General features: G+C 68.1%; 15 protein-coding genes. 7 read left to right on the top strand and 8 right to left on the bottom strand.

Going from position 1 to position 16,491, the window contains the following annotated elements; translation table 11 throughout:
* The first annotated feature begins 10 nt into the window (after positions 1-10).
* From AC5Y3P_RS14555 to pntB, 3 genes are all read left to right on the top strand, one after another.
* Complete coding sequence (locus AC5Y3P_RS14555) at positions 11-586, top strand: flavin monoamine oxidase family protein (RefSeq protein ID WP_500046617.1); 576 nt, start codon at positions 11-13, stop codon at positions 584-586.
* A 114-nt stretch (positions 587-700) separates the two neighbouring features.
* Positions 701-2,233 carry a Re/Si-specific NAD(P)(+) transhydrogenase subunit alpha gene (locus AC5Y3P_RS14550; RefSeq protein WP_500046616.1) on the top strand — a complete coding sequence of 511 codons (1,533 nt, stop codon included), beginning with the start codon at positions 701-703 and terminating at the stop codon, positions 2,231-2,233.
* 60 nt (positions 2,234-2,293) lie between these two features.
* Positions 2,294-3,715 (top strand): Re/Si-specific NAD(P)(+) transhydrogenase subunit beta, encoded by a 1,422-nt coding sequence (pntB, locus tag AC5Y3P_RS14545; RefSeq protein WP_500046615.1) that lies wholly within the window; start codon positions 2,294-2,296, stop codon positions 3,713-3,715.
* A 139-nt stretch (positions 3,716-3,854) separates the two neighbouring features.
* Here pntB and AC5Y3P_RS14540 read toward each other — a convergent pair whose 3' ends face one another.
* Positions 3,855-4,796, bottom strand: coding sequence for an alpha/beta fold hydrolase (locus AC5Y3P_RS14540; RefSeq protein ID WP_500046614.1), 942 nt, complete (start codon positions 4,794-4,796; stop codon positions 3,855-3,857).
* A gap of 82 nt (positions 4,797-4,878) precedes the next feature.
* Here AC5Y3P_RS14540 and AC5Y3P_RS14535 point away from each other — a divergent pair, with 82 nt between their 5' ends.
* Both AC5Y3P_RS14535 and AC5Y3P_RS14530 read left to right on the top strand, forming a co-directional pair.
* Positions 4,879-6,096: an acyl-CoA dehydrogenase family protein gene (locus AC5Y3P_RS14535; protein ID WP_500046613.1), complete on the top strand. Its 1,218-nt coding sequence runs from the start codon at positions 4,879-4,881 to the stop codon at positions 6,094-6,096.
* Positions 6,093-6,911: a tyrosine-protein phosphatase gene (locus AC5Y3P_RS14530; protein ID WP_500046612.1), complete on the top strand. Its 819-nt coding sequence runs from the start codon at positions 6,093-6,095 to the stop codon at positions 6,909-6,911. The genes AC5Y3P_RS14535 and AC5Y3P_RS14530 overlap by 4 nt, the downstream gene beginning before the upstream one ends.
* A gap of 45 nt (positions 6,912-6,956) precedes the next feature.
* On the opposite strand, the gene AC5Y3P_RS14525 is transcribed toward AC5Y3P_RS14530, so the two are convergent.
* The 7 genes from AC5Y3P_RS14525 to AC5Y3P_RS14495 all read right to left on the bottom strand — a co-directional run bounded on the left by AC5Y3P_RS14525 (position 6,957) and on the right by AC5Y3P_RS14495 (position 13,400).
* Positions 6,957-7,439 carry a DUF456 domain-containing protein gene (locus AC5Y3P_RS14525; RefSeq protein WP_500046611.1) on the bottom strand — a complete coding sequence of 161 codons (483 nt, stop codon included), beginning with the start codon at positions 7,437-7,439 and terminating at the stop codon, positions 6,957-6,959.
* Between the two features lies 1 nt (position 7,440).
* On the bottom strand, positions 7,441-8,406 hold the full coding sequence (locus AC5Y3P_RS14520) for an NADPH:quinone oxidoreductase family protein (RefSeq protein ID WP_500046610.1): 966 nt from the start codon (positions 8,404-8,406) through the stop codon (positions 7,441-7,443).
* A 5-nt stretch (positions 8,407-8,411) separates the two neighbouring features.
* Positions 8,412-9,275: an SDR family oxidoreductase gene (locus tag AC5Y3P_RS14515; protein WP_500046609.1), complete on the bottom strand. Its 864-nt coding sequence runs from the start codon at positions 9,273-9,275 to the stop codon at positions 8,412-8,414.
* 51 nt (positions 9,276-9,326) lie between these two features.
* Positions 9,327-10,727: an aldehyde dehydrogenase family protein gene (locus AC5Y3P_RS14510; protein WP_500046608.1), complete on the bottom strand. Its 1,401-nt coding sequence runs from the start codon at positions 10,725-10,727 to the stop codon at positions 9,327-9,329.
* Between the two features lie 102 nt (positions 10,728-10,829).
* Positions 10,830-11,765, bottom strand: a complete 936-nt coding sequence (locus tag AC5Y3P_RS14505) for an SAM-dependent methyltransferase (protein ID WP_500046607.1) — start codon at positions 11,763-11,765, stop codon at positions 10,830-10,832.
* 13 nt (positions 11,766-11,778) lie between these two features.
* Positions 11,779-12,720: a class I SAM-dependent methyltransferase gene (locus AC5Y3P_RS14500; RefSeq protein WP_500046606.1), complete on the bottom strand. Its 942-nt coding sequence runs from the start codon at positions 12,718-12,720 to the stop codon at positions 11,779-11,781.
* A gap of 41 nt (positions 12,721-12,761) precedes the next feature.
* Positions 12,762-13,400, bottom strand: coding sequence for a TetR/AcrR family transcriptional regulator (locus AC5Y3P_RS14495; protein ID WP_500046605.1), 639 nt, complete (start codon positions 13,398-13,400; stop codon positions 12,762-12,764).
* A 391-nt stretch (positions 13,401-13,791) separates the two neighbouring features.
* Here AC5Y3P_RS14495 and AC5Y3P_RS14490 point away from each other — a divergent pair, with 391 nt between their 5' ends.
* Complete coding sequence (locus AC5Y3P_RS14490; RefSeq protein WP_500046604.1) at positions 13,792-14,352, top strand: TetR/AcrR family transcriptional regulator; 561 nt, start codon at positions 13,792-13,794, stop codon at positions 14,350-14,352.
* Positions 14,352-16,487, top strand: a complete 2,136-nt coding sequence (locus AC5Y3P_RS14485) for an FUSC family protein (protein WP_500046603.1) — start codon at positions 14,352-14,354, stop codon at positions 16,485-16,487. Before AC5Y3P_RS14490 ends, AC5Y3P_RS14485 begins: the two co-directional genes overlap by 1 nt.
* Positions 16,488-16,491: the final 4 nt, after the last annotated feature.

The following is a 16,491-nucleotide window of genomic DNA, read 5'->3' as shown; positions in this document are numbered from 1 at the left end:
GGGACGCGCCATGCGACACGACACCGTGCCGCCGCCGCTGGCCCGCCGCATCACCCACGAACCCCCGCTGCCATCCGCGCGGATCGCGCTCGAGCGCGACACCTACATGGGATCGGTGTACAAGGCCCTGGCCGTGAACCCGATGCCGTTCTGGCGGACGCGCGGCGCCGGGGACGCCATCGTCCTGGACAAACCGAGCCGGGCGGTCTTCGACACCACCGCCCCGGGCGGGCCAGGGCACCTGTGTTTCCTGATCGCCGGACCGGAGGCCCGCGAACTCGACGGGTTCAGCTCCGACGCGCGTCGCCGGTTGCTGCTCTTCCCGCTCGCGGACCTGTACGGCCCCGAGGTGCTCGATCCGGCCGACTGGCGCGAGAAGTCCTGGCATCGCGACGAGCACGCGGGCGGCGGTTACATCGCCCTGCCGGATCCTGGTGGCGCGGCAGGGTTTCCGCCGATGCCGGCCGATCCCGTCGGCGTCGTGCATTGGGCCGGCGCCGAGACCGCCCATCACCATCCGAGCTATCTCGACGGCGCCATCGAGGCCGGTGAACGGGCGGCCCGCGAGGTCATGGAACTCAGATAGGCCTCACTCGACTGCACCGGTACAGGGGCAACGGGGTGCACAACCGGTCATCGGGGTTTCCTACACTGACAACTTTATCCTCGCCCTGAACCACACCAGATCGGACCGAAATCGATGATCATCGGGATCCCCCGCGAGTCGCTACCTGGCGAAACGCGCGTCGCCGCCACCCCAGCGACCGTCGCGCAGTTGATCAAGCTCGGCTATTCCGTGCTGGTCGAGGCGGGCGCGGGCGCCGCCTCGAGCTTCGCCGACGCCGCCTATGTGGAGGCCGGCGCCGAGGTCGGATCGGCGCAGCAGGCCCTGGGCTCCGAGGTGGTGCTCAAGGTCAACGCCCCCAATGACGAGGAAATCGCGGCGCTGCGCGACGGCGCCACCCTGATCAGCCTGATCTCCCCCGCGCTCAACCCCGAACTCGTCGAGCGTTTGTCCACCCGCGCCATCACGGTGCTGGCCATGGATGCGGTGCCGCGCATCTCGCGGGCGCAGTCGCTGGACGTGCTGTCCTCGATGGCCAACATCGCCGGCTACCGCGCCGTGGTCGAGGCCGCGCACAGCTTCGGCCGGTTCTTCACCGGTCAGGTGACCGCGGCCGGCAAGGTGCCACCGGCCAAGGTGCTGGTGGTCGGTGCCGGTGTGGCCGGACTGGCCGCCATCGGTGCGGCCGGCAGCCTGGGTGCGATCGTGCGGGCCACCGACCCGCGGCCCGAGGTGGCTGACCAGGTCGCCTCGCTCGGCGGTGAGTACCTGTCGATCGAGGACCCCGAAGCCGAGGTGTCGGCCACCGGCTACGCCAAGGAGATGGGCGACGACTACAAGGCCCGCGAGGCCGCGCTGTATGCCGAGCAGTGCCAAGACGTCGACATCATCATCACCACCGCGCTGATCCCCGGTAAGCCCGCACCGCGCATCATCACCGCTGACATGGTGGCCTCGATGAAGCCCGGCAGCGTGATCGTGGACATGGCCGCGGCCAACGGCGGCAACGTCGAAGGCACGGTCAAGGACCAGGCCGTCGTCACCGCCAACGGCGTGACGATCATCGGCTACACCGACCTGGCCGGCCGGCTGCCCGCCCAAGCCTCGCAGTTGTACGGCACCAACCTGGTGAACCTGCTCAAGCTGCTCACCCCGGAAAAGGACGGGCAGCTGGTACTGGACTTCGACGACGTCGTGCAGCGCTCCATGACCGTGGTGCGCGACGGCGAGACCACCTGGCCGCCGCCGCCGGTGCAGGTCTCGGCCGCGCCGGTGGCCGCACCGGCAGCCGCGCCGGTGGTACACACCGAAAAACCGCCGATGTCGACCGGACGCCGACTGGGCGTGACGTTCACGGTGGGCGCACTGCTGTTCGCGTTGATCGCGATCTCCCCGGCCGCCCTGCAGGTGCACCTGACGGTGTTCGCGCTGGCGATCGTGATCGGTTACTACGTGATCGGCAACGTGCACCACGCGTTGCACACCCCGCTGATGTCGGTGACCAACGCGATCTCCGGAATCATCGTGGTGGGTGCGCTGCTGCAGATCGGGCACGACAACGTTCCGATCACCGCGTTGGCCTTCGTGGCCATCCTGCTGGCCAGCATCAACGTCTTCGGCGGCTTTGCCGTCACCCGCCGCATGCTCAGCATGTTCTCCCGCAGCTAGTTCAGGCGACAATCTCCCGCCGCCCCGTGCGGCGCACCCATACAGTTCGGAACGGATTCCATGCTCAATCTAGAAACCACCGCCACGGCGGCCTACGTCGTCGCGGCCTTGCTGTTCATCCTGGCTCTGGCCGGGCTGTCCAAACATGAGACATCCAGGGCCGGAAACACTTTCGGTATCGCCGGGATGGCCATCGCGCTGGCCGCGACGATCGCCCTGGCGCTGGAACGCAAGATCGAGCCGCTCGGCTTGGCGCTGCTGATCGTCGCCATGATCGTCGGTGCCGCGATCGGTCTGTGGCGGGCGCGGGTGGTCGAGATGACCGGTATGCCCGAACTGATCGCACTGCTGCACTCGTTCGTGGGTCTGGCCGCGGTGCTGGTGGGCTGGAACGGCTACCTGCACGTCGAGCACCACCTCGGCGGTGCAGAGGCGGTCAAGCTCGCCGCCGAGGGCATGCTCGGGATCCACTCGGCCGAGGTGTTCATCGGCGTGTTCATCGGTGCGGTGACCTTCACCGGTTCGATCGTGGCCAACCTGAAGCTGTCTGCCCGGATGAAGTCGGCACCACTGATGCTGCCCGGCAAGAACTTCCTCAACGTCGGCGCACTGGTGGTGTTCGCGGCGCTGACGGTGTGGTTCGTGATCGACCCGCAGCTGTGGCTGCTGGTGGTGGTCACGGTGCTCGCGCTGCTGCTCGGCTGGCACCTGGTCGCCTCGATCGGCGGCGGCGACATGCCGGTCGTGGTGTCGATGCTCAACAGCTACTCGGGCTGGGCCGCGGCCGCGTCCGGCTTCCTGCTCGGCAACGATCTGCTGATCATCACCGGTGCGTTGGTCGGCTCCTCCGGTGCCTACCTCTCCTACATCATGTGCAAGGCGATGAACCGCTCGTTCATCTCGGTGATCGCCGGTGGCTTCGGTCTGGAGGCCGGCCCGGCCGAGGACAAGGACTACGGCGAGCACCGCGAGATCACCGCCGAGGGCGCCGCCGACCTGCTCAGCCAAGCCGACACGGTGATCATCACGCCCGGCTACGGCATGGCCGTCGCGCAGGCGCAGTACGGCGTCGCCGATCTGACCCGCACCCTGCGCGAGCGCGGTGTCAACGTGCGGTTCGGTATCCATCCGGTGGCCGGCCGGTTGCCCGGGCACATGAACGTGCTGCTGGCCGAGGCCAAGGTGCCCTACGACATCGTGCTCGAGATGGATGAGATCAACGACGACTTCGACGGCACCTCGGTGGTGTTGGTGATCGGCGCCAACGACACGGTCAACCCGTCGGCGGCCGAGGACCCGAACAGCCCGATCGCCGGCATGCCGGTGCTCACGGTGTGGAACGCCGACAACGTCATCGTGTTCAAACGGTCGATGGCCTCCGGTTACGCCGGCGTGCAGAACCCGCTGTTCTTCCGGGAGAACACCCAGATGCTGTTCGGCGATGCGCGTGATCAGGTCAGCCACATCCTGGCTGCGCTCTAGCTTTACCCGTGCCGTGAACCGTGACTTGTGTACACCCCTACCTGGGGATATGCGTACACAAGTCATGGTTCACGGCGTTCGGGCACAGCTAGTTGTCCACAGCGGTCATCCCCAGTGTGGATGAATTACACACATGTAATTAGGCCGGCGCTGCGGTGGCCTGGGCCAGCGGCTCGAACCCGTCGAGCGCGGCCAGGAACTCGTCGGGGGTCTCGACCATCGGGCTGTGTCCCGACCCGGCGATCACCTGCGGTGGCAGCCCGGCCGCGGTGTAGCTGGCCACGTTGTCGCCGGTCGGGGTCAGCACGTCATGCTCGCCCCACAGCACCAGCACCGGCTGTTCGAGGCCGGCCAGCCGGTCGGCGACCGAACGTTCGGCGTTGAGGTCGTCGATCACGTCGGAGTCACACATGCCGGTGTGCGTCATCCGCTGCAGGGAGCGAAAGGCGAAGTCCGGCACCGGGTAATCGGCCGCGAAGCCGGTCTGCAGTGAGCTCTCGTTCAGCGCCCGCAGCGCCCGGAACCGGTCCAGCGCCGGGCCGATCACCGGCCAGCAGATCGCCCGACCGAGCAGCGGCAGGGCCGCCATGTCGTGGTCTCCCGGGGTGTCGGCCACGACGACGGCGTCCACCCGGTCCGGGTCGTCCTCGGCGACCGCCGCGGCCACCGCACCGCCCATCGAGTGTCCGACCAGGACGGCATGCTGCACCCCGAGCGCGTCCAGCGCCTGCCGGACGGCTTCGGACTGGCCTGCAGCGCCATACGGGTGGGCCTCCCGTGGTGCCTCCGACCCGCCGTGGCCGACCAAGTCGATGGCGATCACCCGGCGGTCCCCGTCGGCCAGTTGCGGCGCCACCCGATCCCACCATTCGACCGAGCCGGTGTAGCCGTGCAACAGCACGATCGCGCGGTCACCGGATGGACCGTACTCACGCACGTTGAGGTCCGGGCCGGCCAGCTCCAACACCCGCCCGCCCCCGAACGGTTCGGCGGGGCGCGCCTGGCGGTCGGTGGAAACGGCGTTGATCAGCAGCCCGACCACGGCCAGTGCGATGACGACGACTGCGACTTTGAGTTTCACGGCGGCTGACCCTACCGGCGTTGGCTGGACACCCGTCAACTGATTTCCGCGCGTGCCATATCGTGGCCGCATGGACTTCGCGATGTCTGCCAAGGCACAGGACTACCACGACAAGCTCACCGCGTTCATGGTCGAGCACGTCTTCCCGGCCGAGGCGGCCTACGACGAGTACCGGGCCGAGAAGGGCCCGAAGGATTTCACCGTCCCACCGGTGGTCGAAGAGCTCAAGGTGCTGGCCCGCAAACAGGGACTGTGGAACCTGTTCCTGCCCTCGGAATCCGGCCTGACCAACGTCGAGTACGCACCGCTGGCCGAGATCTCAGGGTGGAGCACCGAGATCGCCCCGGAGGCCATCAACTGCGCCGCACCGGACACCGGCAACATGGAGACCCTGCACCTGTTCGCCACCGAGCAGCAGCGCAAGCAGTGGCTCGAACCGCTGCTGGCCGGTGAGATCCGGTCAGCGTTCTCGATGACCGAACCGGCCGTGGCCTCCAGTGATGCCCGCAACATCCAGACCGAGATCGTGCGCGACGGCGATCACTACGTGATCAACGGCCGCAAGTGGTGGACCTCGGGCGCCAACGACCCGCGCTGCAAGATCCTGATCGTGATGGGCCGTACCAACCCGGATGCCGCCAGCCATCAGCAGCAGTCGATGATCCTGGTGCCGACCGACACCCCCGGCGTGAACATCCTGCGTTCCACCTCGGTGTTCGGCTGGCAGGATCAGCACGGGCACGCCGAAATCGTCTACGACAACGTGCGGGTGCCCGCGACCAACCTGCTGGCCGAAGAGGGTATGGGCTTCGCCATCGCGCAAGCTCGACTGGGCCCCGGCCGCATCCACCACTGCATGCGCGCAATCGGCGTCGCCGAGCGCGCCCTGGCGTTGATGGTCGACCGGGTCTCCCGGCGTATCGCATTCGGTAAGCCGCTGGCCGAGCAGGGCATGGTGCAGAACGCGATCGCACTGTCCCGCAACGAGATCGACCAAGCCCGCATGCTGTGCCACAAGGCGGCCTGGGTGATCGACCAACAGGGCAACAAGGCCGCGCACGGTTTGGTGTCGCAGATCAAGGCGGTCGCCCCGCTGATGGCCTGCAACGTCATCGACCGGGCCATCCAAACCCACGGCGGGGCCGGTGTCTCCGACGACACCGTGTTGGCCCGGATGTACGGCTGGCAGCGCGCCATGCGGATCTTCGACGGTCCCGACGAGGTGCACCTGCGCACCATCGCGCGCCGCGAGCTCGGCGCCGAGAAGAGCCCGCTGGCTGCGGCGGTCCTGCCGGCATGACCGACGACGCGGGGCTGCCCGGGGCCTGGAACTTCCGTGACGTCTCGTCCTCGACCGACGGGGCGCTGCGCCCCGGTGTGCTGTTCCGCGCCGGCGAACTGACCAAGCTCGACACCGACGGCATCGATCGGTTGCGTGATCTGCGGTTGACCGACGTCGCCGATCTGCGCAGTCCGCCGGAGGTGCAGCGGCACGGCAGCGACCTGGTGCCCGACGGCGTCGAGGTGCATCTGTTGCCGTTCGTGGAAGTGGTGGCCTCGGTCGAGGGTGATGAAGCTCCGCACGAGCACGCCTTCCAGCGGTTGATGACCGAAAAGCCGGACGACGAATCGGTTTTGAGTGCCGCGCACCGGTACATGACCGAGGAATACACGCGCTTTGCCGCCGCGCCCGGCGCCCAGCGCGCTGTGCTGCAGACCATCCGGTTGCTCGCCGACGGTTCCACCGTGTTGACGCACTGCTTTGCCGGCAAGGACCGCACCGGCTTTTCCGTCGCGGTCATCTTGACGGCGGCCGGACTTTCCCAGGACTTGGTGTTGGCCGACTACCTGGCCAGCAACGCTGCGGTCCCGGCGCTGCGCGCCCAGATCAGTGAGCGGATCAAGAGCCGCTTCGAGGGCGCCGAGATCCCGGACGGGGCACTGGAATTCACCGAGACCCGGTTGTCCGACGAAGTGTTGGGCGTGCGGGAGGAATATCTGCACGCGGCGCTGAACACCATCGAAGTGCAGTTCGGTTCGGTCGACGGCTACCTCGAGTCCGCCGGTGTGACCGCCGACGACCTGGCCCGGTTGCGCACCGCACTGCGCGGGTGATTTCGGTGCGTTGGGGGGCGCTCAGCGCCCCCCAACGCACCGAAATCACCAGAACACGACGGCGGCCAGCCAGGCCGCAGCGGCCAGCAGCGCGCCGGTGAACTCCACCCCGATCGACAGCGCCGCGCCCTTGACGGCGTGCACGGTGGAAGCCCAGGCCCGTGACACGTCTTGGCGCACTGCCAGTTCGGTGACGAACACCCCGAGCACGAAGCCGATCAGCAGGCCGATCACCGGTATCACGAAGAATCCGACGATGCCGCAGAGCGCACCGATCAGCAAGGTCGAGGTGCGCACGTCGGCTTGCCGCATGCGTTTGACCGGCCAGGTGTACTTGATCACCTCGGCGGTCACGAACAACGCGGCCGCGATGCCCAGCGTCACCCAGCCGACCGTGCTGCGTTCCAGGAACGCCCACACCGCGATCGAGACGAACACCAGCAGCGAGCCGGGCAACACCGGCAAGATGATGCCCACCAGGCCGATCGCGATCGCCAATCCGACCAGGATCAGCCCGCCGGTGGTCACCTCAGGGCTCCAGCACCAGCTTGCCGAACACCGCGCCGTCGTCGAGGGCCTGCAACGCGGCCGGCGCCTCGCTCAGCGGGTAACGCACCGGTGCAGGAGGTTTGAGTCCGGCGCTGACCAACTCGGCCAACCCGGTGGCCACCTGCGCGGCAGTCTCGGGGCGACGGCGGATGTACTCGCCATAGCCCACGCCCAGCACCCCGACGTTGCGCAGCAGCAGCCGGTTCACCTTGACGGTGGGAATCCCGCCGGCCGCGAAGCCGATCACCAGCAGGCGGCCGTCGGTGGCCAGCGTGCGGATGGCGTCGTCGAACGGCGCGCCGCCGACCGGGTCGACCACCACGTCCACACCCTGCCCGTCGGTGGCGTCCAGCACCGCGCGCGCCCAGCCGTCGGTCAGCGGGATGACGGCATCGGGTCCGAGCCCGGATACGAACTCCACGGCGCTTTCCCGGTGCACCGCGGCGATCACCCGGGCACCCATGGCCTTGCCGATCTGGATCGCAGCGCTACCCACGCCACCGGCCGAGCCGAGCACCAGCACCGTCTCACCCGCTTGTAGCGCGGCCCGCCAACGGTAGGCGAAGTACATGGTGTTGTAGTTGACCAGCAGCGAAACCGCTTCGGCGTCATCGAGTTCCGGCGCGCTCGGAGCCACCACGGACACCGGCACCGCCACCTGCTGGGCGTAACCGCCGATCCCGCAGGAGGCCGTAACCCGGTCCCCCACGGCAAATCCCGAGCCGGCCGGAGCGGCCGCCACCACACCGGCGACTTCCATACCCGGCGTGAACGGGGGCTCCAGCCGCAGCTGGTACTCCCCCTTGGTGAGCAACAGGTCCGGATAGCACACGCCAGCGGCACGGACGTCCACCAGCACCTGATCCGGTCCCGGAGCCAGGTCGGGCACGTCCTGGTAGGACATGCCCGACGGCCCGGAAAGCTCCTGTACTACACAGGCTTTCATGAAGCTCAGCGCACGCTGAAGGAAGCCACGGTCGCCGCCGAGAGGTCGTCGATCTCCGACCAGCGGGCCGCGACGTCGTCCACCGACGGCGCACTGCTGAAGGTCACGCCCTCGTTCTGGAACAGCGCGGTGCGCTGCACCTTGCCACCGCCGACGATGAACACCGATGCGGAGTCGGGCACCTCTTCGGTGCACAGGTAGGCCACCACCGGCGCAACGAACTCCGGCTTGAGGTTCGCGAGCACCTCGGGCGGCAGGATGTCCTCGGTCATCCGGGTCGCCGCGATCGGCGCTACCGCGTTGGCCTTGATGTCGTACTTGGCGCCTTCCTGGGCCAGCGTGTTGATCAGCCCGACCAGACCCAGCTTGGCTGCACCGTAGTTGGCCTGGCCGAAGTTGCCGAACAGCCCGCTGGTGGAGGTGGCCACCACGATGCGGCCGAAGCCCTGCTCGCGGAAGTGCGGCCAGGCCGCCCGGATCACGTTGTAGCCGCCGTACAGGTGAACCTTGAGCACCGAATCCCAGTTCTCGAAGCTCATCTTGTGGAACGTGCCGTCGCGCAGGATGCCCGCGTTGGAGACCACACCGTCGATCTTGCCGAACTCGTCGAGCGCGGTCTTGACGATGTTCTCGGCGCCCTCGGGCTCGGCCACACTGTCGTAGTTGGCCACGGCGCGGCCGCCGGCCTCCTTGATCTCGGCGACCACCGCATCGGCCATGTTGTGGCCGGCTCCGGTGCCGTCGCGGGCGCCGCCGAGGTCGTTCACCACGACGCTGGCGCCTTCGCGGGCCAACGTCAGGGCGTACTCACGACCGAGTCCGCCACCGGCTCCGGTGACGACGACGACGCGATCCTGAACTCCGGGCATCTAGCTACCTACCTTTACTGGTTTGCTGATCAGTTGCAGACCCCAGCCGACTCAGAACACCCGTCGGGCCAGTTTCCACGCCTTCTCTGTATACGGGGGATAGATCATCGACATTAAGTCGGGTCGGGTGGGCTTGGTCATCACCGATTTGCGGTGGCTGAATTCCTCGAAGCCGAACTTGCCGTGGTAGGCGCCGGTGCCGGACGGGCCGACCCCGCCGAACGGCAGCTTGGCGGTGGCGAAGTGGAAGATCAGCTGGTTGATCAGCATGCCGCCGGCCGGCACCTCGCGGACCACGCGTTCCCGGATCGCCTTGGTCTTGGTGAACAGGTAGGCGGCCAGCGGCTTGGGCCGCGAGTTGACGAATTCGATTGCCTCGTCCAGGGATTGCACCGTGATGACGGGCAGGATGGGCCCGAAGATCTCGTCGGTCATCAGCGGCTCGTCGACCGCCGGATTCAGCACCACGGTGGGTTCGATCGAGATCGCCTCGGCGTTGGACCCACCGCCCAGCACCACCTCGCCCTTGGTGGCCGCCAGCGCAGCGGTGAGCCGGCCGAAGTGCCGCTCGTTGACGATCCGCTTGCCGCCGGGGTTCTCGGCTTCGAAGGTCTTGACCGCCTCGCTGAGCTTCTGCACCAGCCGGTTGCTGATCTTGGCGTCGGCCAGCACATAGTCCGGCGCGATGCAGATCTGGCCGGAGTTGATCAACTTGGCGAACGCGATCCGCTTGGCGGCGATGTCGACGTCGGCGTCGGCGGCCACGATCACCGGGCTCTTGCCACCGAGTTCCAGGGTGACCGGGCTGAGGTGGCTGGCGGCGCTCTCGTAGACCTTGCGGCCGATCTCGGTACCGCCGGTGAAGAACACCCGGTCGAAGCCCTGGGCGATCAGTTCCTGACTGACCGCGCCGTCGCCCTCGACCACCACGATGGCTTCCCGGTCCAGATACTTGGGCACCAGATCGGCCATCACCGCCGAGGACGCCGGAGCCACCTCGGAGGGCTTGAGCACCACGGCGTTGCCGGCTGCGATGGCGCCGACGGCCGGGCCCAGCGTGAGCGCGATCGGAAAGTTCCAGGCGCCGATGATCAGCACCGTGCCGTACGGCTCGTATTCGATCCAGCCTCGGCCGGGCAGCTGCGAGCGCTCCAGCAAACGGTAGCGGCGCTTGGCCCACTTGCCGACGTTCTTGGCGGCGTCCTTGGCCTCGTTGGCGGTCGACGCGATGTCGGCCAGCCAGGCCTCGAACGGCGACCGGCCCAGGTCCTTGGCCAGGGCCTCGGCGATCACGGTCTCGTTCTCGGTCACGAGACGGGCCAGCGCGTTCAGCTGGCGCTTGCGCCATTCAATGTCGCGGGTGCGCCCGGACGCGAACGCCTTACGGGTGCCAGCAACGATGGCGGGGATGTCGGCGATGTTCGTCGACGCTTGGGTGAATTCGGTGGTCACGAGATGTCCCTTCCTGACCCGGCGGACAGTCCTGTCTGGGCGCCCATGGTAGTCAACCATCCAGTTGGGGGGTAGGGCGCGGCCGGGGCGGCGGAGACGGCCTCAGTTGCGCTCGGCGACGACGAAGGTCGCCAGGGCTGCGCGCTCCGGCTCGGGGGAGATCTCCAGCCAGCGGCCCAGCCGCTGCATCTCGTCGATCGAGTGCACGCCGGTGGCCGTCCAACCGTTCGCATTGAGCCAATCGGCCACCTCGGCGCGGTCCGGGTCGTTGTACACCAGGTCGGCGATGTCGGTGGTTTGGTCGAATCCCAACTTCTTCGACACCTGCTCGAAGCGCTGCCGCATCTCCTCGCGACGTTCCTCGGAGCGCTGGCCCGCGGTTTCGGCCGAGACCCGACTACCCGGCGCGCTGAGCGCGCCGACGTTCTCGAACAGCCGGTCCTGGGCCTCGGCCGGCAGGTACATCAGCAGTCCTTCGGCCAGCCAGGCGGTGCGCTGGGTGCGGTCAAAGCCGGCGGCTTCCAGCGCGGCCGGCCAGTCGTAGCGCAGGTCGACGGCGACCTCGAACCGCTCGGCCCGGGGCAGGGCGCCCTCCTCGGCCAAGATCTTGGACTTGTACTCGAGCACCTTGGGCTGATCGATCTCGTACACCCGGGTGCCGGCCGGCCAATCCAACCGGTAGGCCCGCGAGTCCAAACCCGAAGCCAGGATTACGATCTGGCGGATTCCGGCCGCGGTCGCGTCGGCGAAGAACGCGTCGAAGAAGTGCGTCCGCACCGCCTGGTAATTGCCCATGTGCTGGAACACCCGGGCAGCTTCGGCGTCGATTTCTTCGAGCGCTTCGAGTACCGAGTCGTCGAGCATCCGTTCCCAGATGCCGGTGCCGGCCCGCTCCACCAAGATCCGCGCGTAGGGGTCGCTGATCAGCGGTTCGGGTTGCTCGGTCTCACGGGCGCGGGCGGCAGCCACCAGCGCTGCCGTACTGCCCACGCTGGTCGCGATGTCCCAGGTGTCGTTGTCGCTGCGCAATGCGCCCATAGTTGTCGTCTCCTTACGCGGGACGGATAGCACTCATCAACTGGCTGATCATCAGATCGGCGGCCAGGTCGGGGTCCACCGGTCGGCCCAACCGTGCCATCTGCTCGTCGCTGTGCACGACCTCGACCTGCCAGCCGTGGCCGGCCAGCAGTTCGTCGGCGGCGGCCCGGTCGGGTTCGGCGTAGACCAGGGTTTCGACGTCGACGCCGACCCCGATCCGTTCCTGGGTGCGTTCCCGTCGGGCCCGCCGAGCCTGACGGCGCTGCTCGCTCTGGGCGGCGTCACCAAACGCGAACGCCTCCACGGCAATTCGGCTGCCCGGTGCGCTGATCTGGGTCACCGTCTCGAACAGTCGCTGTTGGGCGTCGGCGGGCAGGTACGGCAGCAGGCCCTCGACCAGCCACCCGGTGGGCACGGTCGGATCGAACCCGGCCGCGATCAGGGCACCGGCCCAGTCGTCACGCAGATCGACGCCAACCGTGCGGTGCCGGGCGGCGGGCGCGGCACCCTGGCCGGCCAGGGTGTCCATCTTGTACTGCAGCACCCGCGGTTGGTCGATCTCGTAGACCACGGTGGCCGCCGGCCAGTCCAGCCGGTAGGCCCGCGAGTCCAGCCCGGAGGCCAGGATCACGATCTGGCGCACGCCGGCCGCGGCCGCATCTCGGCAGAACGAGTCGAAGTAGTGCGTCCGCACCGCCTGGTAGTCGCACGCCGATTCGAACTCGCGACGGCCGAGTTCGTCGTCGATCCAGTCCAGCTTCGGGTCGGCCATCCGGGCCCAACCCGGGCCGGCCGAGGCCACCAGGACGTGCGCGAACTGATCGCGGATCAGGGGGTCGGGCCGGGCGGTTTCGATGGCTCGGCAGGCGGCTACCCCCAGCGCGGTACTGCCAACGCTCTCGGTGATGTCCCAGTTGTCTCCGGCACTGCGCACGCAGTCAGTTACGTCAGTCATTTCGTAAGACATACTACCTAATCAATTAGGCAGGCTATGCGCTACTTGCGCTCGAGCCGCCACAACCGCTGCTCGAGCAACTGCTCGAACTGATCGGTGATGCGTTCGAGGTCCTGATGGTCCCCGACGAAACCGGCGTAGAAGCCCATCCCCCACAGCATCGCCACCAGCATCTCGACCAGGGCATCGACGTCGCCGTCGGCGACCAGCTCGCCGGATTCGATGGCCTCGTTCACCGCCCAGCGGACGAACAGCCGGGTGCCCTCCAGCGAATCGTTCTGAGACTGGCTCAGCTCGGGATGCCGCTGGGACTCCATGATCGCGGTGACCAGGAACGCGGCCGCTGACCGATCGGCCGAGTCGGCCTGCACGGCGGCGGCGATGAACGCGCGGAGCCGTCCCACCAGCGTGGTGGCCTGCTGCGCCTGTTCGGCGCCGGCCGCCACCACCAACGCGTAGGTGCGCGCCACCACCTCGTGGTAGAGGATCTGCTTGTTGGCGAAGTAATGGTTGATCGCGGGCCGGGTCAAATCCGCCCGCACCGCGATCTCCTGGAAGGTCGCCGCGTCGTAACCGAGTTCGCTGAAGACTTCGCGAGCCGCGCGCACGATCCGTGCGCGGGTTTCCGCCGCCTTGGCTGCCGGGGGTCTACCCGGTCCCCTCTTGGCGGTGTGCGGCACAGTTCAATCCTGCCACATCCGGGGCTCCGGTCAACGCAGTGTCCACTCGCGCCGAACATTTGCGAGCGAACTCCCACGTGATTGCACGAGCAACTACGAATTTCGTCACCAATGCCGCATAAATTACCCCAGATCTGCATTGAGCGGCGACGGTCCCAGCCGGCGATCAGCCGCTGTCGGACTCATAACCATGGTGAATGCGCGTCGTTCGCGCCTACCGTCATGCCGGACGCCCAGCCCCGGCAGGCTGCCGCCGCCGGCAGAAATGTTGACAAGACAACGACTAATCCGAAAAGGAAGTTTGCCACCTCGAACAGTTGCATTTGCCAGCGATCTTGCATGTCAACAGGGAGATGCGGACAGCCCCACAACCGAATTAGGGTGCCAAGTCATGGCCACGGTCGCATCACGGGAGGCGTACTTCCAGACTGGCCTCGACGTGCTCGCCGATCTCAGTTACGGAGGTCTGAAGCTGGCCGAGGTCTGCAGCAGACTGGGTGTGACGACCGGCTCCTTCTATCACTACTTCCCCAGCTGGTCGGCGTTCACCAATGAACTGATCGCCAACTGGGTCAAAGGGGTGACCGAGGAGCGGGTGCCGCGGCTGCGCACCGAACCCGATCCGCGCACCCGGATCGCCAAGGTCACCCAAATCGCGTTGACCCTGCCGCACGGCGCCGAGGCCGCGATCCGGTCCTGGAGCTCAATTGACGCCACGGTGCGCGCTGCGCAGATCGAGGTCGACCGACAGCGCTACGAGGTGCTCCATGATGCGGCCCGGGAGATCCTGGGCGACGACCGCCAGGCGCACCTGTTCGCCAGCTGGGCGGTGTACATAGTGGTCGGGTACGAGCAGTGCACACTGCCCAGGGATCCGGAGGTGCTGGCCTGGATCGGTGATCAGATGCTCAACGGCCTCGACTCCGGACTGTTCACCACCGCCCCGCGGTAATGCTGCGCCGCCTGCTCGACGTCGTCGAATCCCGCGACCCCGAGCTGGACGCCCTGCGGCGAGCGGCCCGCGCCGGGTTGATGATTCCGGTGGCGGCCGCGATCGGTTTCACCTTCGGCGGAGCACAGACCCCGATGTATGCCATCTTCGGTGCAATCGCACTGCTGATCGTGGTGGACTTTCCCGGCAACCGGGCCGGGCGCGCGGTCGGCTACGCCGGGCTGGGGGTCATCGGCGCGGCCCTGATCGCACTCGGCACCTGGGTGTCGCTGCAGCCCGTGCTCGCCGTCACGGTGATGTTCGTGCTCGGTGTCACGGTGACCTTCGCCGGGGTGCTCAGCACCGCGATCGCCGCGGCCCGCCGCGCCACCCTGATGATGTTCGTGCTGCCGGCCTGCACCCCGGTCGGCCCGATCGACGAGCGGCTGCTGGGGTGGCTGGTGGCGCTGTGCGTGTGCGTACCGGCGGCGTTGTTCATCCTGCCGCCGCGCCACCATGACGATCTGCGTCGGCACGCCGGGCAGGTCTGCGCCGCGTTGGCCCGCCGGCTCGACGGCGTCGCCACCGCCAAGGAAGTCAATGCCGCGATGAACGCGCTCTACGCGCACTATCTGGGAAGTGACTACCGCCCAGTCGGTTTCACCGCGGGCAGCCGCGCCTTGGTGCGGGTGGTCGACGACTTGGGCTGGCTGTGCGACCGCGTCGACGACGACACCGCCGCCATGCTGGGGGTGATGCGCGATCCCGCGGTGCGGGTGCTGCGCGCCAACGCACGGCTGCTGCGCACCGAACCGGTCGGCGACCGAGCGGTCGCGCGGGCCGAACTCGACGCGGCCCGGGCCGAACTGCGCGCCGTCGCGCAGGGGCGCTACCGCGAAGACATCGCCGAGATCTTGCAGGAGCCCGACGACGACGCGGCACTGCGGGCCGGTGAGCGGTTGCTGAGCCGACGCACGTTCGGTGCCACGGTCGGGGTGACCGGACGGGTCATCGCCGATGCGGCCGCAGCCGACGCCCGGCCGGTACTGATGCGGGTGCTGGGCCGCGATCTGCCGGAATCCGGGGCGGCCGCGCGGGTGCTGTCCGAGCGGCAGGCACTGGCCGCGCTCCCGGCCGGCTATCTGGCCACCCGCGCGGTGGTGGTGCGCAACAGTCTGCGGACCGGCCTGGGTTTGGCCCTGGCGGTCGCGACCACCGAGTGGTTTCCGGTCGAGCACGGCTTCTGGGTGGTGCTGGCGGCGATGTCGGTGCTGCGCAGCAGCGCACTGACCACCGGGACCAAGGTGCTGCGCGCGGTGCTCGGGACGGTGCTGGGTTTTCTGATCGGAGCGGTGCTGATCGAACTGCTCGGGGTGGATCCGGTGGTGCTGTGGATCGTCTTGCCGATCGTGGCATTCGTGGCTGCCTACGTCCCGGAGGTGGCGTCGTTCTGGGCCGGCCAGGCCGCGTTCACCATGCTGGTTTTGATCGTGTTCAACCTCAACGATCCGGTCGGCTGGCAGGTCGGTTTGGTCCGCATCGAGGACATCGTGGTCGGCGGCGCCGTGGGGTTGGTGGTGTCGCTGCTGCTGTGGCCGCGCGGATCCGGCGACGCCATCGCGGCGGCCACCCGCGCCGCGTTCCTGGTCGGCGTCGATTATCTGGATGCGGCGCTGGCCCGGTTCACCCGTGGCGGCAGCGCGGCCCTGGTCGAGCAGCGCAGCCATGCTGCGCTGACGGCGGCTCGCACCCTGGACAACGCGGTGCGCCAATACCTTTCCGAAAGTGTCGCGGCGATCGATCGGCGCGCCCCGGTGATCCGGCGGGCCAACCGGGCCGCGCGACTGCGGGCCGCGGCCGACCAGATGGCCGACATCGCCACGCTGCCCTCCCCGGGTTCCTATCCGGGGATTCGCGATGTGCTGGCCGCACACACCGCGTTGGTGTGCGATCGGATGTCGGGGCGCACCAAGGAGCCGCTGGCCGGTGCGCTGCTCGCCGATCAGTTCGTCGCAGCGCTGCGCGCCGAAGCCGCGTCGGCGCCCGACCCGGTGGCCGATGCGCTGCCGCTGGTCACTGCGGCCGCCCAGCTCGGTGAGCTCGAATTCCTTTATCCGGCACCCGATCCCGAGCCCGCCAACAGCGCCGGTCGGTGAGGCC

It is taken from the genome of Mycobacterium sp. NGS45 (assembly GCF_059812645.1).
This window is presented reverse-complemented; position numbering and strand designations above follow the sequence as displayed.